Annotated in this window: 25 protein-coding genes; 16 read left to right on the top strand and 9 right to left on the bottom strand. The window is 45.7% G+C overall.

The window, feature by feature from the left end; genetic code table 11:
- The first annotated feature begins 16 nt into the window (after positions 1-16).
- The 7 genes from ribD (at position 17) to pgpA (ending at position 5,868) form a co-directional block, all read left to right on the top strand.
- Positions 17-1,096: a bifunctional diaminohydroxyphosphoribosylaminopyrimidine deaminase/5-amino-6-(5-phosphoribosylamino)uracil reductase RibD gene (gene ribD / locus AB4585_RS06930; protein ID WP_017060785.1), complete on the top strand. Its 1,080-nt coding sequence runs from the start codon at positions 17-19 to the stop codon at positions 1,094-1,096.
- 69 nt (positions 1,097-1,165) lie between these two features.
- Positions 1,166-1,822, top strand: coding sequence for a riboflavin synthase (locus AB4585_RS06925; protein WP_010436361.1), 657 nt, complete (start codon positions 1,166-1,168; stop codon positions 1,820-1,822).
- 108 nt (positions 1,823-1,930) lie between these two features.
- Positions 1,931-3,040: a bifunctional 3,4-dihydroxy-2-butanone-4-phosphate synthase/GTP cyclohydrolase II gene (ribBA, locus tag AB4585_RS06920; RefSeq protein WP_372169452.1), complete on the top strand. Its 1,110-nt coding sequence runs from the start codon at positions 1,931-1,933 to the stop codon at positions 3,038-3,040.
- 295 nt (positions 3,041-3,335) lie between these two features.
- The gene (gene ribE, locus AB4585_RS06915; protein WP_004741508.1) at positions 3,336-3,806 is read left to right on the top strand and encodes a 6,7-dimethyl-8-ribityllumazine synthase; all 471 of its coding nucleotides are present in this window, start codon (positions 3,336-3,338) and stop codon (positions 3,804-3,806) included.
- Positions 3,806-4,273 (top strand): transcription antitermination factor NusB, encoded by a 468-nt coding sequence (nusB, locus tag AB4585_RS06910; protein ID WP_004734399.1) that lies wholly within the window; start codon positions 3,806-3,808, stop codon positions 4,271-4,273. The genes ribE and nusB overlap by 1 nt, the downstream gene beginning before the upstream one ends.
- Positions 4,274-4,387: 114 nt before the next feature.
- The gene (thiL, locus tag AB4585_RS06905) at positions 4,388-5,362 is read left to right on the top strand and encodes a thiamine-phosphate kinase (protein WP_017060783.1); all 975 of its coding nucleotides are present in this window, start codon (positions 4,388-4,390) and stop codon (positions 5,360-5,362) included.
- Positions 5,362-5,868: a phosphatidylglycerophosphatase A gene (gene pgpA / locus AB4585_RS06900; RefSeq protein ID WP_146492068.1), complete on the top strand. Its 507-nt coding sequence runs from the start codon at positions 5,362-5,364 to the stop codon at positions 5,866-5,868. Before thiL ends, pgpA begins: the two co-directional genes overlap by 1 nt.
- Positions 5,869-6,012: 144 nt before the next feature.
- Here the strand turns inward: pgpA and dxs are convergent, their stop codons facing one another.
- The 3 genes from dxs to xseB are packed head-to-tail and all read right to left on the bottom strand — an operon-like array spanning position 6,013 to position 9,065.
- Positions 6,013-7,896 carry a 1-deoxy-D-xylulose-5-phosphate synthase gene (gene dxs / locus AB4585_RS06895; RefSeq protein WP_327783568.1) on the bottom strand — a complete coding sequence of 628 codons (1,884 nt, stop codon included), beginning with the start codon at positions 7,894-7,896 and terminating at the stop codon, positions 6,013-6,015.
- Positions 7,897-7,917: 21 nt separating this feature from the next.
- Positions 7,918-8,802, bottom strand: coding sequence for a (2E,6E)-farnesyl diphosphate synthase (gene ispA, locus AB4585_RS06890; protein ID WP_372169451.1), 885 nt, complete (start codon positions 8,800-8,802; stop codon positions 7,918-7,920).
- A gap of 20 nt (positions 8,803-8,822) precedes the next feature.
- Entirely contained in the window at positions 8,823-9,065 is a 243-nt protein-coding gene (xseB, locus tag AB4585_RS06885) for an exodeoxyribonuclease VII small subunit (RefSeq protein WP_004734405.1), read from the bottom strand.
- A 297-nt stretch (positions 9,066-9,362) separates the two neighbouring features.
- On the opposite strand from xseB, the gene pomA reads away from it, so the two are divergent.
- The 7 genes from pomA (at position 9,363) to rlmM (ending at position 16,526) form a co-directional block, all read left to right on the top strand.
- Entirely contained in the window at positions 9,363-10,127 is a 765-nt protein-coding gene (pomA, locus tag AB4585_RS06880) for a flagellar motor protein PomA (RefSeq protein WP_017060778.1), read from the top strand.
- Between the two features lie 12 nt (positions 10,128-10,139).
- Complete coding sequence (locus AB4585_RS06875) at positions 10,140-11,087, top strand: flagellar motor protein MotB (RefSeq protein ID WP_017060777.1); 948 nt, start codon at positions 10,140-10,142, stop codon at positions 11,085-11,087.
- A gap of 318 nt (positions 11,088-11,405) precedes the next feature.
- A complete protein-coding gene (thiI, locus tag AB4585_RS06870; RefSeq protein ID WP_029235325.1) occupies positions 11,406-12,854 on the top strand; it encodes a tRNA uracil 4-sulfurtransferase ThiI in 1,449 nt (482 codons plus the stop codon).
- Positions 12,855-13,525: 671 nt separating this feature from the next.
- Entirely contained in the window at positions 13,526-14,434 is a 909-nt protein-coding gene (locus tag AB4585_RS06865) for a transcriptional regulator GcvA (protein WP_012604639.1), read from the top strand.
- On the top strand, positions 14,427-15,050 hold the full coding sequence (locus AB4585_RS06860) for an alpha/beta fold hydrolase (RefSeq protein ID WP_017069501.1): 624 nt from the start codon (positions 14,427-14,429) through the stop codon (positions 15,048-15,050). The genes AB4585_RS06865 and AB4585_RS06860 overlap by 8 nt, the downstream gene beginning before the upstream one ends.
- Entirely contained in the window at positions 15,040-15,438 is a 399-nt protein-coding gene (locus AB4585_RS06855) for a DUF423 domain-containing protein (protein WP_017060774.1), read from the top strand. Before AB4585_RS06860 ends, AB4585_RS06855 begins: the two co-directional genes overlap by 11 nt.
- Entirely contained in the window at positions 15,435-16,526 is a 1,092-nt protein-coding gene (gene rlmM, locus AB4585_RS06850; RefSeq protein WP_017070491.1) for a 23S rRNA (cytidine(2498)-2'-O)-methyltransferase RlmM, read from the top strand. The genes AB4585_RS06855 and rlmM overlap by 4 nt, the downstream gene beginning before the upstream one ends.
- 80 nt (positions 16,527-16,606) lie before the next feature.
- On the opposite strand, the gene xni is transcribed toward rlmM, so the two are convergent.
- From xni to queF, 5 genes are all read right to left on the bottom strand, one after another.
- Complete coding sequence (xni, locus tag AB4585_RS06845) at positions 16,607-17,380, bottom strand: flap endonuclease Xni (protein WP_372169450.1); 774 nt, start codon at positions 17,378-17,380, stop codon at positions 16,607-16,609.
- A gap of 92 nt (positions 17,381-17,472) precedes the next feature.
- Positions 17,473-18,837, bottom strand: coding sequence for a nucleotide 5'-monophosphate nucleosidase PpnN (gene ppnN, locus AB4585_RS06840; protein WP_372083585.1), 1,365 nt, complete (start codon positions 18,835-18,837; stop codon positions 17,473-17,475).
- Between the two features lie 243 nt (positions 18,838-19,080).
- Complete coding sequence (locus tag AB4585_RS06835) at positions 19,081-20,646, bottom strand: GGDEF domain-containing protein (protein ID WP_017069497.1); 1,566 nt, start codon at positions 20,644-20,646, stop codon at positions 19,081-19,083.
- Between the two features lie 118 nt (positions 20,647-20,764).
- Positions 20,765-23,023 (bottom strand): tetratricopeptide repeat protein, encoded by a 2,259-nt coding sequence (locus tag AB4585_RS06830; RefSeq protein WP_372169449.1) that lies wholly within the window; start codon positions 23,021-23,023, stop codon positions 20,765-20,767.
- A 58-nt stretch (positions 23,024-23,081) separates the two neighbouring features.
- Positions 23,082-23,927, bottom strand: coding sequence for an NADPH-dependent 7-cyano-7-deazaguanine reductase QueF (gene queF / locus AB4585_RS06825; RefSeq protein WP_372169448.1), 846 nt, complete (start codon positions 23,925-23,927; stop codon positions 23,082-23,084).
- 131 nt (positions 23,928-24,058) lie between these two features.
- Between queF and syd the strand changes: the two genes are divergently transcribed.
- Positions 24,059-24,604: a SecY-interacting protein gene (syd, locus tag AB4585_RS06820; RefSeq protein ID WP_050633962.1), complete on the top strand. Its 546-nt coding sequence runs from the start codon at positions 24,059-24,061 to the stop codon at positions 24,602-24,604.
- A gap of 4 nt (positions 24,605-24,608) precedes the next feature.
- Entirely contained in the window at positions 24,609-25,385 is a 777-nt protein-coding gene (locus AB4585_RS06815; protein WP_372154714.1) for a Zn-ribbon-containing protein, read from the top strand.
- 120 nt (positions 25,386-25,505) lie between these two features.
- Here AB4585_RS06815 and AB4585_RS06810 read toward each other — a convergent pair whose 3' ends face one another.
- On the bottom strand, positions 25,506-26,315 hold the full coding sequence (locus AB4585_RS06810; protein ID WP_017060765.1) for a MetQ/NlpA family lipoprotein: 810 nt from the start codon (positions 26,313-26,315) through the stop codon (positions 25,506-25,508).
- Between the last annotated feature and the right edge of the window lie 22 nt (positions 26,316-26,337).

The following is a 26,337-nucleotide window of genomic DNA, read 5'->3' as shown; positions in this document are numbered from 1 at the left end:
TCCCCTAGATTTTCAAATGATGTCGCGTGCTATTCAGTTAGCAAAACGCGGCATTTACACTACTGCGCCAAACCCTAATGTGGGTTGTGTCATTGTACAAACCGACGGTCAGATCGTTGGTGAAGGTTTTCATGCCAAAGCTGGCGAACCTCATGCTGAAGTACATGCCATGCGAATGGCAGGCGACAAAGCAAAAGGTGCGACGGCTTATGTCACGCTAGAGCCTTGTTCTCATTACGGTCGAACGCCGCCTTGTGCTGAAGGTTTGATTAAGGCTCAAGTAGCCAAAGTGATTTGTGCCATGCAGGACCCAAACCCAAAAGTCGCAGGTCGTGGTATCAAAATGCTACGCGATGCGGGTATTGAGGTTGAAATCGGTTTGCTAGAGCAAGACGCTCTCGACTTGAACCCTGCATTTATCAAGCGTATGCAAACTGGCATGCCATTCGTTCAGTTAAAGATGGCCGCTAGCCTTGATGGGCAAACGGCATTGGAAAATGGCCAAAGCCAGTGGATCACATCGCCAGAAGCACGTCGTGATGTTCAGAACTACCGAGCAAAATCAGGCGCTGTGTTGTCAACTAGCCAGACGGTGATTGAAGACAACGCGTCGTTGAATGTTCGTTGGGCAGAGTTGCCAAGCAGTATCAAAGGTCATTACGCTGAAGACGAGCTGCGTCAGCCGATTCGCGTGATTCTTGATCGTCAAAACCAACTGCGTCCTGAACTCAAGTTATTCCAGACTCCAACATCGGTGTTGAGAGTTGCCGAAGCATCTGCTGATATTGAAGTCGCAACCACAGATGCAGGTCAGCTCGATTTGCACGATCTGATGCGTCAATTACCTGCCAATCATATCGACCATATTTGGGTCGAAGCGGGCGCAACATTGGCAAAAAGCTTGATTGAAGAGCAGCTGGTGGATGAGCTAATCCTTTATTTAGCACCTAAACTTATGGGCAGTGACGGACGAGGTTTGATGGGTGCATTAGGGCTCACTTCAATGTCTGACGTTATTGACCTAGAAATTAAAGATGTTCGACAGGTTGGTGTGGATATTCGCATCGTTGCGAAACCCGTATTTCGAAACAGATAGTAACGAAACCACAGTGGAAATAGTTACTCCAACTACATACGTGTCGTTGACAACAAAAAGAGTTTTAAAATGTTTACAGGAATTGTAGAAGCCGTAGGTACATTGAGTGCAATCACTCCCCGCGGAGAAGACATCACCGTAACGGTTAATGTTGGTAAGCTTGATATGGCTGACGTTAAGTTAGGCGACAGTATCGCTACCAATGGTGTGTGTTTGACAGTTGTTGAATATAACGACCACAGCTACAGTGCAGATCTTTCGCTTGAGACCCTGAAAAAAACGGGTTTTGTCGATTACCAAGCGGGCGATAAAGTTAACCTTGAGAAAGCAATGTTACCAACCACGCGTTTCGGTGGACATATAGTGTCTGGTCACGTTGATGGCGTGGGTGAGATTGTTGAACGTAACCAAGTTGGCCGTGCGATTGAATTCTGGGTAGAAATGCCAGCAGAAATCTCAAAATACGTGGCTCAAAAAGGCTCAGTAACAGTTGATGGCATTAGCCTGACTGTGAACGATTTACGTAAGAACGCATTCAAGCTGACTATCGTTCCTCATACTTCTTCAGAAACCACCATCGACCAATTCAATGTCGGTCGTAAAGTGAATCTAGAAGTTGATGTATTAGCACGTTACATGGAGCGTTTACTGCAAGGTCAGCAACAAGAATCTGAGCCTGAATCTCGATTAACGATGGAATTCTTACAGCAGAATGGTTTTGCCTAACCGTTGATACAAAGTGCGTTAAGCGAGACTTTGTAAAGCGAAGCAATATCATCAGGTTTAAATAGTGTCGGTTCTAGGAAGCAGAACCATTTCAAAGGATATAGAACAATGCCAATTAGTACTCCTCAAGAAATTATTGAAGACATTCACCTAGGAAAAATGGTTATCCTGATGGATGATGAAGATCGCGAAAATGAAGGCGATCTGATCATGGCAGCAGAACATGTGACGCCAGAAGCGATTAACTTCATGGCGATGTACGGCCGTGGTTTAATTTGTCTGACGCTAACCAAAGAGCGTTCAAACCGCATGGGTCTAGCGCCTATGGTTCAAGATAACAACGCACAGTACACCACTAACTTTACTGTTTCGATTGAAGCGGCAGAGGGCGTAACAACGGGTATTTCTGCGTCTGACCGCGCGGTGACGGTTCAAGCTGCAGTGGCGAAAGATGCAAAAGCGGCAGACCTTGTCCAGCCCGGTCACATCTTCCCGCTGACCGCGCAAGATGGCGGTGTTCTCACTCGTGCTGGTCATACTGAAGCGGGCTGTGATTTAGCACGCTTAGCTGGCTGTGAGCCAGCATCGGTTATCGTTGAGATCCTAAACGACGACGGTACTATGGCTCGTCGCCCAGATCTTGAAGTGTTCGCAGAAAAGCATGACATCAAACTAGGCACAATTGCTGACTTGATCGAATACCGCAACAACACAGAAACAACGATTGAGCGCGTTGCCCAATGTCATTTGCCAACTGAGTTTGGTGATTTCGAGCTGGTGACTTACCGCGATACAATTGATAACCAGATCCACTACGCGATGCAAAAAGGCGACCTATCTGAAGGTGCTCCTTTGGTACGTGTTCACCTGCATGACACGTTCACCGATCTGCTTCATTCAGACCGTGGTACTGAACGCAGCTGGTCGCTAGATAAAGCGATGAAGCGTATTGGCGACGAAGGCGGTGTGTTGGTTATTCTTGGCAACGAAGAGTCGTCTGATTCTTTGATTCACAAAGTGAAGACATTCGAAGCGCAAGACAAGAACGAGCAGCCAACTATGGCGAAGAAGCAGGGTACCTCGCGTCGTGTTGGTGTCGGTTCTCAGATTCTTCAAGATCTAGGTGTGCACGATATGCGTCTGCTTTCTTCAAGCACTAAGCGTTACCACGCATTGGGTGGTTTTGGCCTTAACGTTGTTGAGTACGTTTGCGAATAAACCATGCGTTAGCAAGCAGACGTTTCTCCGTTTGTAGCAACATAATTTACCGATGATTTCAGTGGCTCTTTTGGTGATAAATCTTGCCAAAAGAGCAAAGTAGCCAAGTCCGACTCAAAACGTGTTCAACACACAAACTTGGTTACTCGCTGTTCCTATATGCTTGGGATCAGCGCTGCATTATCATCTTTACATTGCCGGTGTCTGTTCTTCTAAATTACCATTAGATATTGCTCACAGTTTTGTGCTAGAATCCGGCGATTCTCACTTGATGAAAATAGTTAAAGGAAGGCTTATGAAAGTGATCGAGGGTGGCTTCCCAGCGCCAAATGCAAAAATTGCTATCGTTATTGCTCGTTTCAACAGTTTTATTAACGAAAGTTTACTTTCTGGTGCAATCGATACTTTAAAGCGTCATGGACAAGTAAGCGAAGACAACATCACTGTTGTTCGTTGCCCTGGTGCAGTAGAACTTCCACTTGTAGCGCAGCGCGTTGCAAAAACAGGTAAGTTCGATGCGATTGTATCTCTTGGTACAGTAATTCGTGGCGGTACACCTCACTTTGACTATGTTTGTAGTGAATGTAATAAAGGTTTGGCACAAGTGTCTCTGGAATATTCTCTTCCAGTAGCGTTTGGTGTTCTTACTGTTGATACGATCGATCAAGCTATTGAACGCGCAGGAACCAAGGCTGGTAATAAGGGTGCAGAAGCAGCACTTAGCGCACTTGAGATGATCAACGTTCTTTCTGAAATCGATTCCTAATGGGGGCCAGTGTGAAACCAGCCGCACGTCGTAACGCACGTCAATTTGCTCTACAAGCAATTTATTCTTGGCAAATTACTAAAGAAAATATTGCTACCGTTGAAGAACAGTTCTTATCTGGTGGTAAGTATGATGAAGAAGAGCATCATGCTGCAGAGCCTGCTCTTGCTATGCCAGAAACAGACGTTGCATACTTCCGCGACCTACTAACTGGTGTTGCTCTTAGCCACATGGAACTTGATAGCAAGCTTCGTCCATTCGTATCTCGCCCTATGCAAGATCTGGATCTGATGGAACTAGCGCTTCTACGTTTAGCTATGTACGAGATGACTCGTCGCGAAGATGTACCATACAAAGTGGTTATCAACGAAGCTATCGAGCTTGCAAAAGTATTTGCAGCAGAAGACAGCCATAAGTTTGTTAACGGTGTGCTTGATAAAGCTGCACCGCACGTTCGTAAGAAATAAGACGTTCGTATATTGAATCTAAAGGTCAGCTTTTATGCTGGCCTTTTTTGTAACTAAATTTCTGTAATATCCATGATTACGGCGATTTTTATGAGACTAAAGATAGGGCATGTGATGTCTGGCGAATTTAACCTGATTGAAAAATATTTTGTAAATCGACAACCACAACGTAAAGACGTTCTTCTAGCTGCTGGCGATGATTGTGCTTTGGTCAAAGCGCCGGGCAATGTTGAGATAGCGATCAGCACGGACACCTTAGTGGCTGGTACCCATTTCTTAGCTGAGGCGAATCCGGCTTGGGTGGCACACAAAGCGTTGGCTTCCAATATCAGTGACCTTGCTGCAATGGGCGCAACGCCGGCGTGGGTCTCTTTTGCTTTAACTATGCCTGAAATCGACGAAGCATGGCTTGCTCCTTTCTGTGACTCTTTTTTTAAACTCGCAGACTACTTTGGTATTCAGTTAATTGGTGGCGACACAACCAAAGGTCCACTAAGCCTGACACTGACGGTACAGGGCTTTGTTCCTGAAGGACGAGCGCTGCGCAGAGATGGCGCGAAAGTGGGCGACTGGATTTACGTAACAGGTAATCTAGGTGACAGCAAAGCTGGCTTAGAAGTGTTACTTAACCCTGAGCAGAACAGAGCGAAGCCCTATGCTGCTGAGCTTGAAGAGAGACATTATGTGAGCGCCCCACGAGTGTTAGCGGGTCAGGCTCTAGTGAACCTTGCTTCATCTGCGATTGATATCTCTGATGGCGTTATTGCTGATTTAAAACATATCCTTAAGCGTTCTCAAGTTGGCGCGAGTATTGATGTAAGCACGCTGCCTATCTCTGCAGAGTTACGTCAGTTCGCTCCTGATATCACTTCAGCTCAGCAGTATGCGCTAACGAGTGGTGAAGAGTACGAACTGTGCTTTACTGTACCAGAAGAGAATAAAGGGTCGCTGGAAAGTGCTTTGTCACACACAGGTACAAAAGTCACCTGCATTGGCCAGATAAGACCTGTAGAATATTTTGAATTACACAATAATGGTGAACCACTAAGCTGGAACTTAACTGGTTACGATCACTTTAAGGTTAATTGATGACAAATCCACTTTCTCTTATTTCTCTTAAAAATCCTTGGCACTTATTGGCAACGGGTTTTGGCAGTGGCTTATCGCCGATAATTCCCGGAACAATGGGCACGCTTGCGTCTATTCCATTGTACTTATTGTTGGTTCAATTACCTTTCCCAGCTTATGTTGCCATCGTAGTGGTAAGCTGCATTATTGGTATCAAGATCTGCCAGGTGACCTCTGATGATATGGGTGTACACGACCATGGCTCTATTGTATGGGATGAGTTTGCGGGCTTTTGGATCACCATGGGCCTAGTGCCTTTATTGAATATCCCTGCTGATGACTGGAAATGGCTTCTGACTGGTTTTGTGCTTTTCCGCTTTTTTGACATGGTAAAACCATGGCCGATTGGTTGGTTAGATGCACGAATTCACGGCGGCTTAGGTATCATGATTGACGATATTGTAGCGGGTATTATGGCGGCTATTTCGTTGTATGCCGTGGCACATTTCGCTGGTTGGTTAGTGTGAGTTCACTGAAGGATTAAGGTTTAGTTGGCGATACACCAAACTAATTAACGGATACTAAAAAGGTTGACCCTAGGGCCAACCTTTTTTTGTTTGCGGAGCTTACGAGCTTACGAGCTTACGAGCTTACGAGCTTACGTATTAAGGCTACTTAGCAAGATAGTCAGAGATAGACTTCTCAATACCTTTCGCGTCTAAGCCAAGCTCTTCATGTAGCTCGCCTTGCGTACCTTGAGCTATAAACTTGTCTGGTAAGCCAAGGTTCAGTACTGGCATTAGCAGTTTTTCTTGCATCAAAAACTCAATTACACCTGCACCTGCACCACCGGCAATCGCATTCTCTTCGATAGTCACCAGTACATCGTGGTCAGCGGCAAGTTGTTTGATTAGAGCTTCATCTAGCGGTTTCACAAAGCGCATGTCTGCAACGGTGGCATCCATTGCATCAGCTGCTTGAAGTGCATTTTCTAAGAAGGTACCAAAGCTTAGGATAGCAACCTTAGCACCATCTTTTGCTTTTGAGCTTTCACGAACGATACGGCCTTTACCAATCTCAAGAGCAGTAAACTCACTTTGAATCTCAGTGCCCATACCATTACCGCGAGGGTAACGTACTGCACTAGGGCCTGTGTGTTGGTGGCCTGTGTATAGCATTTGGCGACATTCGTTTTCGTCGCTTGGTGCCATGATCACCATGTTTGGAATGCAGCGCATAAAGCTTAAGTCGAACGCGCCTTGGTGTGTTTGACCATCGGCACCAACAAGACCAGCACGGTCAATAGCGAACATAACCGGTAGATCCATGATAGCCACATCGTGGATCAGTTGATCGTAGCCACGTTGTAGGAAAGTTGAGTAGATAGCCACAATCGGCTTATCACCTGCAATCGCCATACCTGTTGCTAGCGTTACTGCGTGCTGCTCAGCAATAGCAACATCGAAGTATTGCTCTGGGTACTCTTTCGAGAAACGCACCATGCCAGAACCTTCACGCATTGCTGGCGTGATTGCCATTAGCTTAGGATCTTGCGCAGCCATATCACACAGGAAGTCGCCAAAAATCTTAGAGAAAGTTGGCTTAGAGCTGGTGCTCTTAGGTAGGCTTGAGTGTGCGGGATCGAACTTTGGTACACCGTGGTAACCGATAGGATCTTTCTCAGCTGGCTCGTAGCCTTTGCCTTTCTTAGTCATGATATGCAGGAACTGAGGGCCTTTAAGGTCTCTCATGTTCTTAAGCGTTTTAATCAGCTCATTTACATCGTGGCCATCAATTGGGCCAATGTAGTTAAAGCCTAACTCTTCGAACATGGTGCCAGGTACAACCATGCCTTTTAGGTGTTCTTCTGTACGACGAACCAACTCTTTAATCGGCGGAACGCCTGATAGCACTTTCTTGCCGCCCTCACGAATTGACGTGTAAAGACTGCCAGAAAGAACTTGAGCTAGGTGGTTATTTAGCGCACCTACGTTTTCAGAGATCGACATCTCGTTATCGTTCAGGATAACCAGCATATCATTGTGAATATCGCCTGCGTGGTTCATTGCTTCAAATGCCATACCAGCAGTAATCGCGCCATCACCAATCACACTCACGACTTTACGGTTCTTACCTTCTTTCTTTGCACTGATAGCCATACCAAGTGCAGCACTGATCGAAGTTGAAGAGTGACCAACAGAAAGTGTGTCGTATTCGCTCTCTTGACGCCATGGGAATGGGTGCAGTCCATCTTTTTGACGGATAGTCGATAAACGGTCGCGACGACCAGTAAGAATTTTATGCGGGTATGCTTGGTGGCCAACATCCCAAACCAACTGGTCAAAAGGCGTGTTGTACACGTAGTGCAGAGCTACGGTTAGCTCTACTGTACCCAAGCCTGATGCTAAGTGACCACTTGATTGGCTCACTGAGTTAAGAAGATAGGTACGTAATTCATCACAAAGCTGTGTCAGCGTCTCTTTTGGAAGTAGACGCAAATCCTCTGGCTTATCAGCCAAAGCAAGAGTTGGGTACTTTGATATATCAAGAGTCATAGGTAATGCGCGCTTATTGTCTTAGTTCTTGCGCTCGATGACGTATCGGGCGAACTCTTCGAGTAACTGGGTATTGTATGGGATTGCAGCCAAAGCTTGAAGCGCTTCCTGTAGCAGAGTTCGCGCTTTTTCTTGAGCGCCCTCTAAACCTAGCAAAGAAGGGTAGGTGCTTTTGTTTAATTCTTGGTCAGAACCCTGTGGCTTACCCAAAGTTTCAGTATCGCTAGTGATATCTAAAATATCATCTTGAACCTGGAATGCTAATCCAATGGCATCGGCGTACTTGTCTAATAGAGGCATCACTTCAAACGCTTTCTCGCCCGCAGCAAGCGCACCTAAACGAATCGCACATTTCATTAGAGCGCCCGTTTTATTGCGGTGAACTTCTTCTAACTCTTCTAGAGTGACAGAGCGGTTTTCAGCTTCAATATCAAGTGCTTGTCCAATACACATACCTTGTGCACCAGAGGCTTCTGCTAGGCGTTGAATCATTCGAACGCGATTGCTTTCACCGTCAGTACTTAATGTGCCTTCCGCAAGTATAGTAAAAGCGAGAGTTTGTAGGGCATCGCCCGTTAAAATGGCGGTCGCTTCATCGAATTTGATGTGACAGGTCTGATGGCCACGACGCAGTTCGTCGTCGTCCATTGCTGGCAGGTCGTCGTGAATCAGAGAGTAGGCATGAATACATTCGACTGCAGAAGCTGGAGTGTCGAGTTCTTCAGCGGTGCAACCGAGCATCTCCCCTGTAATATAGACAAGAAATGGACGCGCGCGCTTGCCGCCTAAAAGTAACCCATAACGCATTGCGTTGATCAGGTTCTGATTTTGGTGTGGCAGGCGATCAAGCCAAAGGTTCAGTTGCTCGTTATTACGTGCCTGATAAGACAATAAAGTCTCGATCATAGGGGATCTCATACAATTCGTTATTCTGGTTGTGGGTTAAAGTCACTAAGTTCTGCGTTTTCATCATTTTGCAGTAGGATGCTAACACGCTGTTCAGCATCGTTTAGTTTGCTTTGACCGGCACGAGCGAGGGAGATACCTCGTTCAAATTTTTTCAGCGCATCATCTAAAGCTAGATCACCGTTTTCTAGTTGATCAACCAAGCCGTCGAGCTCTTCGATTGCCGCTTCAAAGCTCATATTTTCAGGTTTCTTAGTAGCCATAATAAATCTGCGTTTGGAAAGATGAACGAACGTTACCTTAGGGCGTTGAGATGGTCAAATGTAACCAATAAATTTTGCTAGAAAGTTCGTTTTTAAGAGGCTTGAAGCCACTTTCATCTAATAACCTCACCTTTATCGAGTTTATGACTGTTCGAGAACGGGGAAGCGGGTAATAGTTGTGATACAAAAAGCAAAAGTGTGATACTTAGGCCAAGAATTTACTAAAAGATCTTATAGTCTTGCCGATAAAAAGATTATCGTCGACATAGAGCTACAAAAAAGCATGAGGAGTGCTCAGTGGATTTAGCAACCCTAATAGGTTTGATTGGTGGATTTGCCTTTGTAATTATGGCAATGATCCTAGGCGGAAGCCTCGGGATGTTCTATGACACGACATCCATTTTGATCGTAGTTGGGGGCTCAACCTTTGTTGTTCTAATGAAGTTCACCATGGGACAGTTCTTTGGCGCGACTAAAATCGCAGGCAAAGCTTTTATGTTTAAAGCGGATGAGCCTGAAGATCTTATTGCGAAAGTTGTAGAGATGGCTGATGCGGCTCGTAAAGGTGGTTTTTTAGCACTGGAAGAGATGGAAATTAACAACAGTTTCATGCAAAAGGGCATCGATCTTTTGGTGGATGGCCATGATGGAGATGTAGTTCGTGCTGCACTGCAAAAAGACATCGCATTAACCACAGAGCGTCATGAGCAGGGCGCGAAGGTGTTCTCTGCATTTGGTGATGTAGCACCCGCGATGGGTATGATTGGTACCTTGGTTGGCTTGGTTGCCATGCTTTCTAACATGGATGATCCAAAAGCGATCGGCCCTGCGATGGCGGTGGCACTTTTAACCACCCTATATGGTGCGATTCTTTCGAACATGGTGTTCTTCCCAATTGCCGACAAGCTTGCGCTGCGTCGTGACCAAGAGACACTCAACCGTCGTTTGGTTATGGATGGCGTACTCGCGATTCAAGATGGTCAGAACCCACGAGTAATCGATGGTTACCTGAAGAGCTACCTAAACGAAGGTAAGCGTACGATTGATGGTGAACCTGCGTAAGAGGAGTTGAAGATGGATGAAGAAAATCCATGTAAATGTCCTCCTCCGGGATTGCCTCAATGGATGGGGACATTTGCTGACTTGATGTCACTGCTGATGTGTTTCTTCGTACTGCTGCTCTCATTCTCTGAGATGGACGTACTGAAGTTCAAACAGATCGCTGGCTCGATGAAATTTGCGTTTGGTGTACAAAACCGCTTGGAAGTGAAAGACATTCCTAAAGGCACCAGCATCATTGCACAAGAGTTTCGACCTGGTCGTCCAGAGCCGACACCGATTGATGTGATCATGCAGCAGACGATTGATATTACGCAGCAAACGCTTGAGTTTCATGAAGGTGAATCTGAGCGTGCTGGCGGTACCATGCGTGATCAAGGCAAGATGACCGGAGGCAAGTCGCCAGAGGTTTCGACTCACGACAATCAAAACTCTGAGTCAGACCAACAGCAACAACAAGCTGAAGCTCAATCGCAAGAGATGGAAACCTTGATGGAAAGCATCAAGAAGGCGTTGGAGCGAGAGATAGACCAAGGCGCGATTGAAGTTGAAAACCTTGGCCAGCAGATTGTGATTCGAATTCGTGAGAAGGGTGCATTCCCATCGGGTTCTGCTTTCCTACAGCCTAAGTTCCGACCTTTGGTGAGACAGGTTGCTGAGTTGGTGAAAGATGTTCCGGGTATCGTTCGAATCTCAGGGCACACCGATAATCAACGTCTTGATTCCGAGCTTTATCGCTCTAATTGGGACTTGTCATCACAGCGAGCAGTGTCTGTTGCTCAAGAGATGGAAAAGGTGCGTGGTTTCTCTCATCAACGCTTGAGAGTACGCGGCATGGCGGATACCGAGCCAGTCGAGCCGAACGATACTGAATGGCAACGTAGCCTCAACCGCCGCGTTGAAATCAGCATCATGCAGGGCGAGCCGCTTTACAGTGACGAAGTGCCTGTTATTAATGAATAGCCGATACGTGTACACACGGTAGCATGCAGATAGCATCGAAAGCCCAACCTTATAATGAGGTTGGGCTTTTTGTTTGCTGGTCTTCAATGGTTCTCTCTGCGGCATTTATGTCGTTTCGAAACCTGCTACTGTTAATAACAAGCGGTTTAATGATGGTGTTACAGCAAGCACTCTTTTCCTTGCTTCACTTTCTCATGTATAATTCGCGCCCTTAGATTTAGATATGATCTATTCTTGCTTCAAGTGCTGTGTAAATTCTCTAATTTACTTGGCGATGAGCGTTTTCAAAATTTTGAACATTAATGTTGTGAAAGTACTATGAAATTTATTGTTAAGCCCCATCCGGAAATTTTTGTAAAAAGTGAATCGGTGCGTAAGCGCTTCACAAGGATTCTAGAGTGCAACATTCGTAACGTTATTCAACGTCGCTGTGAAAGTGTTGCGGTATTCAACCGTCGCGATCATATTGAAGTGACGTCTGAGAGTGACCAGTACTACGCAGAAGTGTTAGAGGCTCTGACTCACACTCCAGGTATTCACCACTCTCTTGAAGTTCAACAGTCTGAATTCAAAGACTTGCACGATATTTACGAGCAAGTACTAGAACGCAGCCGTGCTGACATTGAAGGCAAGACTTTCTCTGTACGTGCTAAGCGTCGTGGTAAGCATGACTTTACCTCTATTGAACTTGAGCGCTACGTAGGCGGCGGTCTAAACCAAGCAGTTGAGTCAGCGAAAGTTCGACTTAAGAACCCTGATGTAACCGTTAAGGTTGAAGTGGCTAACGACAAGCTAAACCAAGTTCTAGCTCGTCACAAAGGCCTCGGTGGCTTCCCTCTTGGTACTCAAGAAGATCTACTGAGCTTGATCTCTGGCGGCTTTGATTCTGGTGTTTCAAGCTACCTGCACATCAAACGCGGCTCTAAGGTTCACTACTGTTTCTTCAACCTTGGTGGCCCAGCGCACGAGATTGGTGTTAAACAAGTGGCTCACTACCTATGGAATAAATACGGCTCATCTGCAAAGGTGAAGTTCATTTCTGTAGACTTTGAACCTGTGGTTGCTGAAATCCTTGAGAACGTAGAAGACGGCCAAATGGGCGTTGTTCTTAAGCGTATGTTCATGCGTGCTGGTGGTATGGTTGCAGACAAGTTCAAGATCGAAGCGTTGGTTACTGGTGAAGCACTAGGTCAGGTATCAAGCCAAACGCTAACTAACCTGCGTCACATCGACAACGTGACAGATACTTTGATTCTTCGTCCGCTTATCAACTGGGACAAAGAAGACATCATCGACCTTTCTCGTATCATCGGTACTGAAGACTTCGCTAAGGTAATGCCTGAGTACTGTGGTGTTATTTCTAAGAAGCCAACAGTGAAAGCGAAGAAAGGCAAACTGGAAGCAGAAGAAGCTAAGTTTAACTTTGAAGTGCTGGATCAAGTGATCGAGAACGCTCGTGTTATGGATATCCGTGACATCGAGAAAGAGAGCCAAGAGCAAGCGCCTGAAGTTGAACAAGTTCAAGCTGTTGCTGAGCACGCTATCGTTCTTGATATCCGTAGCCCAGAAGAAGAAGACGAAAGCCCATTAGAGATCGAGGGTGTTGAAATTAAACACATCCCATTCTTCAAGCTTTCGACTCAGTTTGGCGACCTAGACCAAGCGAAAGAGTACTTGCTGTACTGTGACCGTGGTGTAATGAGCCGTCTACAGGCACTTTACCTACAAGAGCAGGGCTTCCATAACGTTAAGGTTTACCGCCCATAGTGGTGTGTTGACCAAGCGTTAATCATTTTGCAAAGCCGTTTACTGAAAAGTAAGCGGCTTTTTTATTTTCTATTGTGAATGATTTACAGTAGTCAGACAGAGGCGTGAGTTTGGGCGTGCTATCGTCATGCTCAGCTTTGAAATTTTTGATTGATAGAAAGAGTGTGTTCTAAACGGGTTTATAAGTACCGAAGAAGTGTGAGTATCTTGAAGTATTCTGTTACTTTTTAGTGCAACTCAATGGTGCTATTTGTATGTGTTCAGTTGATTATTTGAGTGGGTGTCTGATTCTGTGATTGGCGATGAAAAATAATAAAGATTAATTAGCACAGCTATTGATAAACTTGTTGTTACATTTCTTTGCACATAAAAAAACACCGCCCATAAGGCGGTGTAAACAAATTTGACAGACAGGTCAAAATAAATACAGGAAGTACATGCCTCGTTTCAGTATAAACTGCAACAAAACATTTGGTAGAACTCTACCCAACTCGAAAAGAACGAGTTTGCAAACACAACATCGCAGGAGCTAAGCCAATTGATTCTAGAGAGAATCAAGCCGTTCAGGCTAGCTGCTGCGGGATGAAATATAGAATTTCTCTGGCTGCTAGGCAATGGACAAATTATAATGTTTCAGATAAAAAAAACTAATGCTTATTTAGAGAGTAACTATGTCTCGTCGATTACCCCCATTAAACTCGCTAAGAGTGTTTGAAGCTGCAGCTCGACACTTGAGTTTTACGCGTGCTGCAGAAGAGTTGTTTGTTACTCAAGCGGCAGTCAGTCATCAGATCAAAGCGCTTGAAGAATTCTTATCTTTGAAGCTGTTTCGCCGAAGAAACCGCTCTTTGCTGCTAACTGAAGAAGGTCAAAGCTACTTCTTAGATATCAAAGATATTTTCACATCACTAGCAGAAGCGACAGACAAAGTGCTGGAGCGAAGTGAGAAGGGCGCATTGACCATCAGTTTACCGCCGAGTTTTGCTATTCAATGGTTGGTACCAAGGCTCGCTGACTTTAATCAGCAAGAGCCTGATATTGATGTAAGAATCAAAGCCGTTGATATGGATGAAGGCTCGCTAACCGATGATGTAGACGTCGCTATCTATTATGGCCGAGGTAATTGGTCGGGGCTTAGAGCCGATAAGCTTTACCAAGAATACTTGATCCCTCTTTGCTCACCTTCCGTGCTGCTAGGAGTAAAACCATTAGAATCTCTCAGTGATTTAGCATGTCATACGCTATTGCATGATACTTCTCGAAAGGATTGGAAACAGTTCGCTAAGCAAAATGGCATCGATGGGGTAAACGTTAATCACGGCCCTATCTTCAGTCACTCAACCATGGTGCTGCAGGCAGCGGCTCACGGCCAGGGCATTGCTCTGGGTAACAACGTGTTGGCGCAGCCTGAAATCGAAGCGGGTCGTTTGATTGCGCCTTTTGATGAAGTGTTGGTGAGTAAGAACGCCTTCTATGTGGTTTGTCATGAGAAACAAGCCGACATGGGTCGTATTGCTACCTTCCGCGACTGGATGCTAGCGAAAGCGCAAAGTGAACAAGAGGACTTACTTGATGAATAACCTCATCATTGATGGTGAAGACAACCCAATAACCTTTATCTTTGCACATGGTGCTGGCGCAGGTATGGATCATGAGTTCATGCAGTCGGTAGCAAAAGGGTTGGCGTTTAAAGGGATACGAGTGATTCGTTTTAATTTCCCTTACATGATCAAACGTGCTGAAGATGGTAAGCGTCGTCCACCTGATCGAGCCCCTAAACTGCTCGAAGCTTACCAAGATATTATCGGACAGGTAGATGCCGATAAGCTTGTGATTGGCGGTAAGTCGATGGGAGGACGTATGGCGAGCCATTTGTCTGAAGTTGATAAGGTGGCTGCAATGGCCTGTTTAGGCTTTCCTTTCCATCCGCCAGGCAAACCAGAGAAATACAAAGGTGAGCACTTGGCTGAGTTAGCAAAGCCGTGTCTTATTCTGCAGGGTGAACGTGATACCTTTGGTAAGCGAGAAGAGTTTGCTGATTTCGACCTGTCGGATTCGATTCGTGTTGAGTTTATTCCTGATGGCGATCACAGCTTTAAGCCTCGTAAGAGCTCTGGCTACACCGAACAGCAGAACATAGCGTTAACCGTTGAGAAACTATCGGCGTTTATCAAAGAGGTGCTCAATGAGAAGTAAGTATTTACTCACGTTTGCTGGCATCTCTGGCGCGGTTGCTGTGATGCTTGGTGCCTTTGCAGCTCACGGTTTGAAAGCTATCTTGCCTGAATATCTGCTAGGCGTATTTGAGACCGGTGTTCAGTACCAATTTATCCATACTCTGGCGATATTGGCGTGTGGTGCTCTGCTTCAGATGAAACTTGGCGCTAAATCACAAAAATATTTTTTCATTGCGGCAATTTGCTTTATCATCGGCATCCTTTGTTTTAGTGGCAGCCTTTATGGCTTAGCACTGACAGGAATAAAATGGTTTGGCCCTATCACTCCGTTTGGTGGTCTACTATTTATCATTGGTTGGGGAGTCTTCTCCTTCGCTGCTTTGAATATAAAAGAGGTAACTCAGTGAAACACGTACTACTTTATTGTCGCTCTGGTTTTGAAAAAGAATGTGCTGGCGAAATTCAAGACAAGGCAACACAACTGGAAGTGTTTGGTTTTCCTCGCCTAAAGAACAATACCGGCTTTGTATTGTTTGAATGTTACCAAGCAGGTGAAGCGGACAAGCTGATCAAAGAGATCGATTTCCAATCACTGATCTTTGCTCGTCAAATGCTAGCAGTGGCTGTTGAAATCAAAGACCTGCCAACCGATGACCGTATTTCTCCAATTCTTGAGGCGCTTTCTGAGAAAGAAGGTTTCCCTCGTTGTGGTGATATCCGTATCGAAACGCCAGACACTAACGAAGCAAAAGAGCTTTTGAAGTTCTGTCGTAAGTTTACTGTGCCGATGCGTCAAGCTATGCGTGGTAAAGGCCTGATGACAGCGAAAGATAACGCTAAGAAGCCTGTGCTTCATTTATGCTTCATCGCTCCGGGTCACTGTTTTGTTGGTTACTCTTACCCAACGAACAACTCACAGTTCTTTATGGGTATCCCTCGTCTGAAATTCCCATCAGATGCCCCAAGCCGTTCTACATTGAAGCTAGAAGAAGCATTCCACGTGTTCATCCCTCGTGATGAGTGGGACGAGCGTCTGGCTCCAGGTATGTGGGGTGTTGATTTAGGTGCGTGTCCAGGTGGTTGGACGTACCAATTGGTTAAGCGCTCGATGTTCGTTCACTGTGTTGATAACGGCATGATGGCAGACAGCCTAATGGAAACGGGTCAAATTAAGCACCACATGGTGGATGGCTTTAAGTTTGAACCAGACCGTAAGAACGTAACTTGGATTATCTGTGACATGGTTGAGAAGCCAGCTCGTGTTGCACACCTTATGGGTGAGTGGATCATCAAAGGCTGGGCGAAAGAAGCACTGTTCAACCTTAAACTGCCAATGAAAGGCCGTTACGATGAAGTACTGCAAGATATCGAGAACCTAAAAGTGTTCCTGATTGAGAACAAAGTGAAGTTCAAGATGCAGGCTAAGCACCTTTACCACGATCGCGAAGAGATCACGGTTCACATTCAAGCGCTTTCAAACATCTCACCGCACTAATATTTACGTTAGTGTATCAGTGATAAAAAATGCTCCTTTAAGGGGCATTTTTTGTATCAATATTATCGAGTCACAGCGACTTAAGCGTTTGCTTCGTAACGAATATCTTGCAGGTTGAACCCTAAATCAATATCGGTTTTGAGTGCCGATACTTGCTTACATACACGAGCGGATTCGATGTGTTCGTCGAACTTCTTACGATATTTTTTCGGCAGATCTTCTGATTGATAGGCCGCTTCGATATCTGGGTATGTGGTTAATATCTCTTTGGCTGCTTTTGGTCCGACACCTGGAATCCCCGGTACTTGGCTTGAGCTTACGCCCGTTAATCCCCAGTAATCCGCCAGTTGTTCAGGTTTGACTCCAAACTCAGCTTCGATAAAGGGTTTGTCTAACCAGCGGTGCTGGAAGTAATCTCGGATCTGAAGCGTTGGTGACAACAGTTGGCAGTAGCCCTTATCCGTCGAGACGATGGTGACGGTTTCTCCGTGGTCAGCCACTTTCTTTGCCAGTGTTGCGACGAGATCATCCGCTTCATCGCCATCAGACAGCAGTGAATCAATGCCTAATTCCCACCAAGCTTGTTGAATCGCATCAAGGCCTTTCATCAGTGGCTCTGGCATCGGTTTACGGTTCTGCTTATAAGCAGGGAGCACATCTGCGCGCCAACCACGGTCTTGTAAATGGTGATCAAATACCGCGATGATGTGGGTGGGCTTTGATTCATTCAGAATCTTATTGAGAGTGCGAGTCGTGGTGGTGATGGTTCTTGCGATATCGGTTGGATCCGGCTGAACAGAGTGCACGCGTCGGATGAGGTTTAAGGCATCGATAATAACAAGATGGATAGACATAAGTTTCCACTAAATAGGCAATAAAAAGGGGCTGCTAACCCCTTATAGTAACGTATCACTTGGTGAGTTGAAACGTTAGCGACGTAAACGCCTTAATCACGTGAGGCGATTTTATAGCAAGGCACGTAGTCGGTCCCTCCCGGTAACTTCATTCGATGTTGCTCAACAAAGTCATTCAGCAGTTGGTCCATCTTGGTCATTAGCTCTTTGTCGCCATCAATTAGGAATGGGCCGTGCTTCTCGATCTCCAGAATACCCTCTGCTTTGACGTTACCAGCCACAATGCCTGAGAACGCTTTACGTAAATTAGCGGCTAGGCTTTCTGTTTTTTGGTCCATATGAAGATCAAGCGCCGCCATAGATTCGTGTGTTGGGTCGAATGGCAGTTGGAACTCAGGCTCAATATGCAGTGACCAGTTGTAGCTGTAGGCATCACCGGTCTCTTTACGGTGAGAGCGCACATCTGGCATCGCTTGTTTCATGATTTTCGCAGCGCGTGCTGGGTCATCAATCACGATTTCATAATGTTTCTGTGCATCAGGCCCTAGAGTTTCACCAATGAACTTATCGATCGAGCGGAAATACGCTTCACTCTCTTTCGAGCCAGTTAGGACAATCGGCATTGGCTGCTCGGCGTTATTCGGGTGCATCATGATCCCTAAGATGTACAGCAGCTCTTCGGCCGTGCCTGGGCCGCCTGGGAAAATGATGATGCCATGCGCCATACGAACGAATGCCTCAAGACGCTTCTCGATATCTGGCATGATCACCAGTTCGTTTACTATCGGGTTTGGTGGCTCAGCGGCAATGATTGAAGGCTCTGTCAGCCCTAAGTAACGATGATCAGTATAACGTTGCTTAGCGTGACCAATAGCCGCGCCTTTCATTGGCCCTTCCATCGCACCCGGTCCACAACCGGTACAGATGTTCAGCTCACGTAGGCCCAGTTCATTACCCACTTCGCGAGTGTACTGGTATTCAGTGGCATTAATTGAGTGACCACCCCAACACACGATCAGGTTAGGCTCGATGCCCGGCGTAAGTGCGCCTGCATTCCTCAGAATACCAAATACGAGGTTGGTAATGTGAGTGGCATTAGTCAGGTTGAGCCTTTGGTTATCTGCGAGGTGCATGTTGACGTAAACAATGTCACGCAGCACTGAAAATAGGTGTTCTTGGATACCCTTGATGATCTCACCATCGACAAAGGCATGCTCTGGTGGGTTGCTCAGCTCGAGTTTGATACCACGCTCACGTCGCACTACCTCAACATCAAACGATTGATACTTGTCGAGTAGCTCTTTGGAGTTGTCGGTGTGGCTACCTGAGTTGAGTACCGCTAACGTACAGTTACGATACAGTTGGTATAGATCACTAGACGCGGTTTTCTTAAGACGCTCAACCTCAAGTTGAGAGAGTAAATCCATGCTACCGGCAGGGCTGATATGAGTGATCATAGTGCCTCCTTGTTGAAAAGAGCAGGGGACGTTGAAGTGACCCTCTGGCTCGAGAGTGAGAAGCAAACGTTGAAAGTGTTTGGTTAAAGGTAGGAGAGAGTTAACCAGACGAAACGGATACGACAGCGTTGCTTGCCATGAATGCTTGTTAAGCGAATGTTAATCATTAGCTTAGCAAACATTGAGGGAAATGGTATGTGATAAGTATTTGAAAAAATGAAATAAATTAAATCTAGGGCTGGCCTAGTGCCAAACAAGTTGGTTGGTACCGCGTTGTTTTGCTTTATTTAGAGTCTTATTGAGTCGCTCTAGCACTTCTTCAGGTGTATCTGACTCTTTAAACTGAGTACTTGCCGCGCATAAAGTGATCGTGATTTGCTGGTCACGGAATTTAAAGGGCAGGCGGCTTACTTGAGTTTGAATGTTCTGAATCACCTGATGGCAATATTCATCGGTTTGCTCTGGCAGCAATAACACAAACTCTTCACCTGAAAAACGTGCCACAGTATCGGTGGTGCCTGCTTCTTTGGTAATAGTTCTTGCGATGATCTTGAGTGCTTTGTCGCCCGCGGTGTAACCAAAGCTATCGTTAATTGCTTTGAAGTTGTCGATGTCGAGCAGTACTACGCGTAGCGAGTGTTGCGCGCGGATCCAGCGGCGATACTCAAGCTCTAAGCGATCAGTAAAGGCAGTGCGATTGTAAACCTTGGTTAGAGGATCAAGCAGCATACGCTGAGCCTGATCTTCCAAGCGCTTACGGTAATCTTGCGTCACTTCATAGAGTGAATCTAACTGAGTCTTTCCGTAACTCATTCTCTCTATCAGAGCTTGTTCTTTTTGCTCTGCGTGGTTCAGCCTTTCCGAAAGAGAGGCGATTTCACTGAGTAGCGGATTAATCGACAGCTTTAAACTATCAATATCTTTCGCTTTATCTACCGAGCTTTGGCTTCTAGTGACTAGTTCATTTAACTCAGAGTTTAGACCTTGTCGGTGCTCAAAGTAGCTCTGGCTCTGGTCGGCATTTTGGTCTGCCGTTTTGATGCTGGACGCTAAAGAAGAATTAAGCTGATCGATGAATTGTTCAGACTTCTTACGTTCTAGGTTGGTGCCTTCAATAACCAGTTTGAGGATCTGAAGTGTTAGCTCAAGTAGGTTTTGTGTGGAAACACCAAGCAGCAGCTTCGCTCGAATATCGGTAAGCAGATCACCCGATTCACCCTCGAAGTCGAGTTCAGTGATCAGATGTTGTAGTTCGTTTGATAGGTCGGAAAGGAGCTCTTGTTCCGGAGAGTGCGCAGCGTCAGCAAAATGGGTGCGTGAGTTATTCGCCATAATCTTTATGGCACGCTCATAAATACCGAGAAGTTTCATGGCGTGGTCGACTTTCTGACTGCCATTGCATTCGGAGAAGCTAAGTAAGTTTCGTAGGTCGCGTTTGAGCTGTGCTGGAAGGCCAGTTATGCGCTGCAGCGTTTCCCCACTGTGCTTAATGCTATCGTCCAGATACCCGTTCTGTTTATCCATAGCCAACGTTTTCTGCTTAAGCATCCTTTCTAATACTGCCAGTTTTGGGATCATTGAGCTAATGTCTTTTTGCTTTTCTAGCTCTTCCCTAAGGGCAATGAGGTTTTCATCTAAATGGCTGTTACTACCAACACATGCATCACTTAAAGACGTGACGATACGCTTTAGAACTTTCTGTTCTCTAATAAACTTGAACGAGGTGTCTCTTTGCGTCAAACGGACCTGCTCCAACTGAGATTTCAGCTGGTGGAGTTGCGCCTGAATGTCTTTTTCAAGAATGCCCATAGATGTATTTATTAGCGCCGCGTAGACCGATCTCGATCATTTTGATGAAATTCCGTTACATCGATAATAACAAAACTAAAAATAAGGTCACGACTTGCTGCTCTTAACCGCTCGCAAATCAGTCATCTTTTAGCATTTTTTTGATGTTGTCCTCATTCTGGTACGAGGATTGTATTTTTATTAACCCTTGATTAATCGCATGTTTACACGCTTCTCTTATGTTACCAGTTGCAAGGCTCGCTGCTGGTGCATTATCGATAGCTTTTAGATAGACCCATTGGCTACTGCGCTCTTTGAGACTGATCTCACGGGCGAGATTGGTCGACATCAACAATACGTCGAGCAGCTCTTGATCGTTAATTGCGGTGTAAGCGCGTGGCAAGAATGGGTAGTCAGCGATGCCCATACGGACCGTTCGGTTGATGTTTCGCTCTGTTTCGAAGTCATTCACCCAAGACTGAATCTTTCTGAACATGTCCTCAGGCGACAAATCACGGTCCGCGTTTGGCTCGATATAAAGCAGGTTCGCATCCGAGAAGTGGTAGACACGAGCTGGGCCTTCAAGCTTAGATTTTAGGAATTCACCGAAAGCGTCTTCCAGTTCTAGACCGGCTTTGTAACCGTTCTGCGTGTACATATTGCGTAAGAACGGTAAATCAATCATCACGAAGCGTAAGCGGTCGTTGAGTGGCTCATGAATCAATTCGCCAAGTTGCCACTGTTCGAAGGTCTGGCTGGTTTGTTCTAGCGAATTGGACAGCTTGGCATTCAGCATTCTGAGGTTCGGGAGCTTAGATCGTGAGTGCGTAAACAGGTCTGTTCGTAGTGAGTCGACTTCTTTGGCTAAGGTTTGAATGAGGTAGCCACGGCGAAGCACAAAGAAGAACAAGATAATACTGAACAAGAATAGGGCGAACGATATTTTCTGGAACTTGCGATGCTCTAGTTTGTACTTTTCTAGCTCTTGCGCTTGGCCTGCGTAGTGCAGGGTTTGTTCGGCAAATTCTTTCTGTTGACGGAACGCGTCTTCGCCAACACGGTTGAGTTTTTGCTGCTCTAGAGAGACAAGGCTGTTGTATTGCTTGAGGTTTGCCAATGCTTGCTGTGGACGACCTGCCTGTTCATAACCCAAAGAAAGTAAGTAGTACGAGCGTTGTGAAAGGCGCATGTTCTCTATCTGGCGTGAGATCTCAAGTGCACGTGTCGCATGCTTTATCACGTCTTCGCTTTCTTGTAGGTGATACGCTAACCCTGCAGATAACAGTGCAGCACGGCCTTCCAGCTTTGGAATGTCGGTATATTCCAGCAGCTTAAGGGCACGGGTTAGGTACTGTTCTGCTAGAGGGTAGTTATAAAGGCGTAAGTAGGTCGCCGATAGACTTAGTCGGATATCAATGACTTGGTGGATATCTCGGTCAGTGCTTTCGTGATCAAGAACGTTGAAGAAGTGTACCAAGGCAAGGTTATATTTCCCTTGATAGAAGTACACATCCCCCATTTTCTTAAGCACTTGTGCTAAGACAGGCGAGTTTTCAAAGTTGTCATAGAAATCAGCGGCTTGAGATAGGTGTTCTAACGCTTTATCCAACACTTGGCGCTCAAAGAAAAGCTGCGCAAGTAGGCGGTTGACCTTGGCCAAACGTGAACTTAGATTGCCCTCTACTGATTTCCAGTAGCCATACAACAACTCGGATAACGCGTGGTTGTACTCTTTGTGAGTCAGATAAAACTCGCCGACGGAGATATGGTAGTCGATGGTGACTTTTTCAGAGTAACGTTGATCGAGATAGGTTTTGGCTTCTTGATAGAACTTTTCGGCTTCATCGATCTTGTTGTCGTAAGAGGCGATGTCGGCTTTCAACATGATCAAGCGATAGGTAATGCCTTCCGTTAAGCGTAAGGTTTTATTCACCGACTCTAGATTTGTTTCAATGTTAGTGAGCTCTGATTTTGCTTTGGCTGATTTTCTATCACTCAGCCAAAGTAAGCGAACTTTTAGGATCTGAAGATCTATTTTTAGGTAATCAAGCTTATAGGTTTGCGCTAGCTCGGAGGCTTTGTCGATGTGCTGAATCGCAATACGCATATTGCCAAGGTTGTATTCCGCTTTGGCTAAGATCTTATACGCATCGATACTGCTGTTTGGTGTTCGAATCGAGGAGTCTGTCTCTTCGCGAGAAATAGCTGAAGGGCTTTTCTCGCGTTGATCAGAAAGGACACGCAGCGTTAGGTAGCTGTTGGCCATTTGTTTTGCTTGGCTCGGCTCGATCTCAACCAAATTATTGGCTTCATTGAGTAGCGCCGACGAATAAACCGACGCATTGACCGATGTGCTTAAGCTTAAAATAAATAGACTAACAACGTATAACCAACGCATTTCAATGTCCCTTTAAAGATTTGGTAGGTTCAAATAAGTGTGGGTGGTTCTCGCCTGATTATTGGCGAGCCATACGCTTATTGTGGCTTGGTCTATCTTGCTCTGTTGAACGGTATGGGTTGATATCCAGACCACCACGACGTGTGTAACGTGCGAACACAGTTAGCTTCGAAGGTGCACAGTATTTCATGATGTCAGTGAAGATACGCTCAACACATTGTTCGTGGAATTCATTGTGCTCACGGAAAGAAATTAAATAGCGTAGCAGAGCTTCACGGTCAATTTGCTTACCAGAATATGCGATCTCAACGCTGCCCCAATCCGGTTGATTGGTGATCAAACAGTTCGACTTCAATAGGTGGCTGTGCAGTGTTTCTTCAACGTCTTGTTCGCCAGCAGCGCCTTCAAGCAGCGACGCTTCAAAGTCGTAGCTAGTGATTTGGATGTCTTGGTTGTCGATACAGTCACCTTCCATCGTCACGATAGGTTGGTTAGTGTAGTCGGTTACTGAGTTTACATTCACAATCACCGTTTCGCCTGCACATGCCGACAAATCTTGGGTCAGGCGCTCGGTTACTTGATCCCAGTTTTCAAATTGAGTCTGGTTGTAGCTGTTCAGGTACAGCTTGAAAGATTTTGATTCAATTAAATTTGGGCTGGTTGCTGGGATGAAAACTTCACCGACAGCCACTTGTGGTAGACCATTGGTGTTTAGCCACGAAAGCTCGTACATCGTCCAAATATCATGACCAACAAAAGGCAGCTCGCCGTTTAGCGCAAGATCATCGCGATTAAGGCTACGAGGCACTGGTTGCAATAAACTTGCATCGTATTGGTTAGAGTACTCAGTTTTTTGGCCAAGGGTTAAACCCGCTAGCTCTTTTGCGTCAGAATATTTGCTCATACTTTCGTTTCAAATTCGATTAGAATGGGGTCGATTTTACTGAATCCCCCTTACCCTGTCATTAAGTCATCGCTTAATCGGCGCGGAAAGGGCTCGGATTCTATTTATTATTTTGTGTTTAGGAGATTTTCATGACTCAACGTGCTCAAGACGCACTACTTTCTTTTAGTCAGCGATACGTTGACGCGTGGCAGCAGAAACACCAAAGCTTACCTCGTAATGAGGAGTTGGTGGACATCGTATCGCCATGCGTAGAAGAAAAGAGTGGCGATGCCGTGTTGTGGAAGCACTATCCACGTGAGCAATTCGCGGATTTCACCAACGTTGAAACCGGTATTGAGTTGACTCTGCATGAAGACATCAAAACTTTCTACGGCGCACAATTCAGCGCAGATATGAACGCAACTTTCGATGGTAACGAATTGACTCTGTTACAGATTTGGAGTGATGAAGACTTCGAATGCCTACAAGAAAACATTTTGGGTCACCTAGTAACTCAGCGTCGCTTGAAGCTAAAACCAACGGTTTTCATTGCCGCGACCGATGCTGAGCTGGATGTTATCTCTATCTGTAACCTAACGGGTAACGTGATTTTGGAGCGCTTAGGTACCAAAAATCGTGATGTGCTCGCCGAGACATTGGCAGAATTTTTAGAAAAGCTACAACCAGCGGTATAAATAGATGTACGTACTAGAACTTCAATTTGAGTGTTTTGATAACACAACGGTAAGCGCTGTCGACAAGGCGGTTAATGGCTTAATGGATGCACTTCGTTATAACGGACAAGTGTTAGGTCGTGAGTTCCCAATCGTGATGGGCGATGGGGAATTCTATGTTCGCGTTGTGTGCCCGGAGCAAGATAGCTTGCACCCGCGGAATCACTCAGACTTTGTGAAAGTGTGTTTTGATCGCTTGTCTAACGCGAGCCTACTAGCGCCTAAAATGCGTTTGCTAGGTCGAGATCTGAACTCAGAAGAAGTGGCAGAAGATGAAACACCAAGCTGGCAGGTGTTATACACGACATTCGTGCACACCTGTTCACCGCTGCGTAGTGGCGATAGCTTGCTACCAATCCCTTTATATCGCAATCCACCTACCTTCAATGGCGACCATAAAGCCGTGTTGAAATGGCAGACCGAATGGCAAGCCTGTGATGAAGTACAAATGGGTGGTGGTTGTCGCGCGGAACATGCAACGCTAGCCGAGATCAGTGACACGAAGAGTGTGCTGTTTAAACGCGGTTGGGGTCTAAGAGGGCGCATTGAGTATCTGACTAAGGTTCCAACCTACTACTACTTATACCGTGTCGGTGGGATCAGCCTGAAAGATGAAAAAGAGCGCAAATGCCCGCAATGTGGTGGTGAATGGCTGCTAGATGCGCCTATCCACGATATTTTCTATTTCAAGTGTGATGACTGCCGATTGGTGTCAAACATCTCTTGGGATCACCTGAAGTAATCGACTTTGTTTCGCTTAAATCTGAGATGCTTTACTTTCTAGCAAATCTTTATCATTAAAAAAGGGGCTGACGTTATGTCAGCCCCTTCGGGTATCTATACAGTGCTGTCGTTTAGTTGATTACCAACCTTTAACGACGCCACCTTGGAAGATGTCAGAAGCTGCGTTGTACACTTCTTCAGTTTGGTAAGCTTTAACGAAGTTTTGTACGTTTTCAGCGTTTAGGTTGTCTTCACGAGAAACGATTAGGTTTACGTAAGGAGAATCTTTGTCTTCAACGAATACGCCATCTTTTTGTGGAGTCAGGTTGATAGAGCTCGCGTAAGTTGTGTTGATGATAGATAGAGCAACATCATCAAGAGAACGTGGCAGTTGAGCTGCGTCTAGTTCAACAATCGTTAGGTTCTTAGGGTTACCCACGATGTCGCGAACTGTAGCTAGAAGACCTGCGCCTTCACGAAGTTCAAGAAGACCTTGTTGCTCAAGAAGAAGTAGAGAGCGACCTAGGTTTGTAGGGTCGTTTGGTACAGCAATACGAGCACCGTCTTGGATTTCGTCTACCGATTTCACTTCTTTAGAGTAACCCGCAATTGGGTAAACAAACGTGTTACCAGCGATAGTTAGCTTGTAGCCACGGTCAGCCACTTGCTGATCTAGGTACGGTGCGTGTTGGAATGCGTTGATGTCGATAGAACCATCATCTAGAGCTGCGTTTGGTGTTACGTAATCCGTGAAAGTAACCAGTTCAACGTCTAGGCCGTATTTCTCTTTCGCTACTTTAGCTGCCACTTCAGCAACTTGCGCTTCTGCACCTGCCATTACGCCAACTTTTACTTTAGAAGTATCCACTTCTTTATCGCCACAACCTGCTAGAACTAGCGCTGAAGCTGCTGCTGCGATAGTTAGTAAACCTTTAAGGTTAAATTTCATAATAATCTCCTTTTAATAAATC

This window comes from Vibrio sp. 10N.222.49.C9, assembly GCF_041474985.1.
Taxonomy (GTDB): domain Bacteria; phylum Pseudomonadota; class Gammaproteobacteria; order Enterobacterales; family Vibrionaceae; genus Vibrio; species Vibrio crassostreae_C.
Note: the sequence above shows the minus strand (reverse complement) of the source record. Positions and strands in the feature narration are given on the sequence as shown.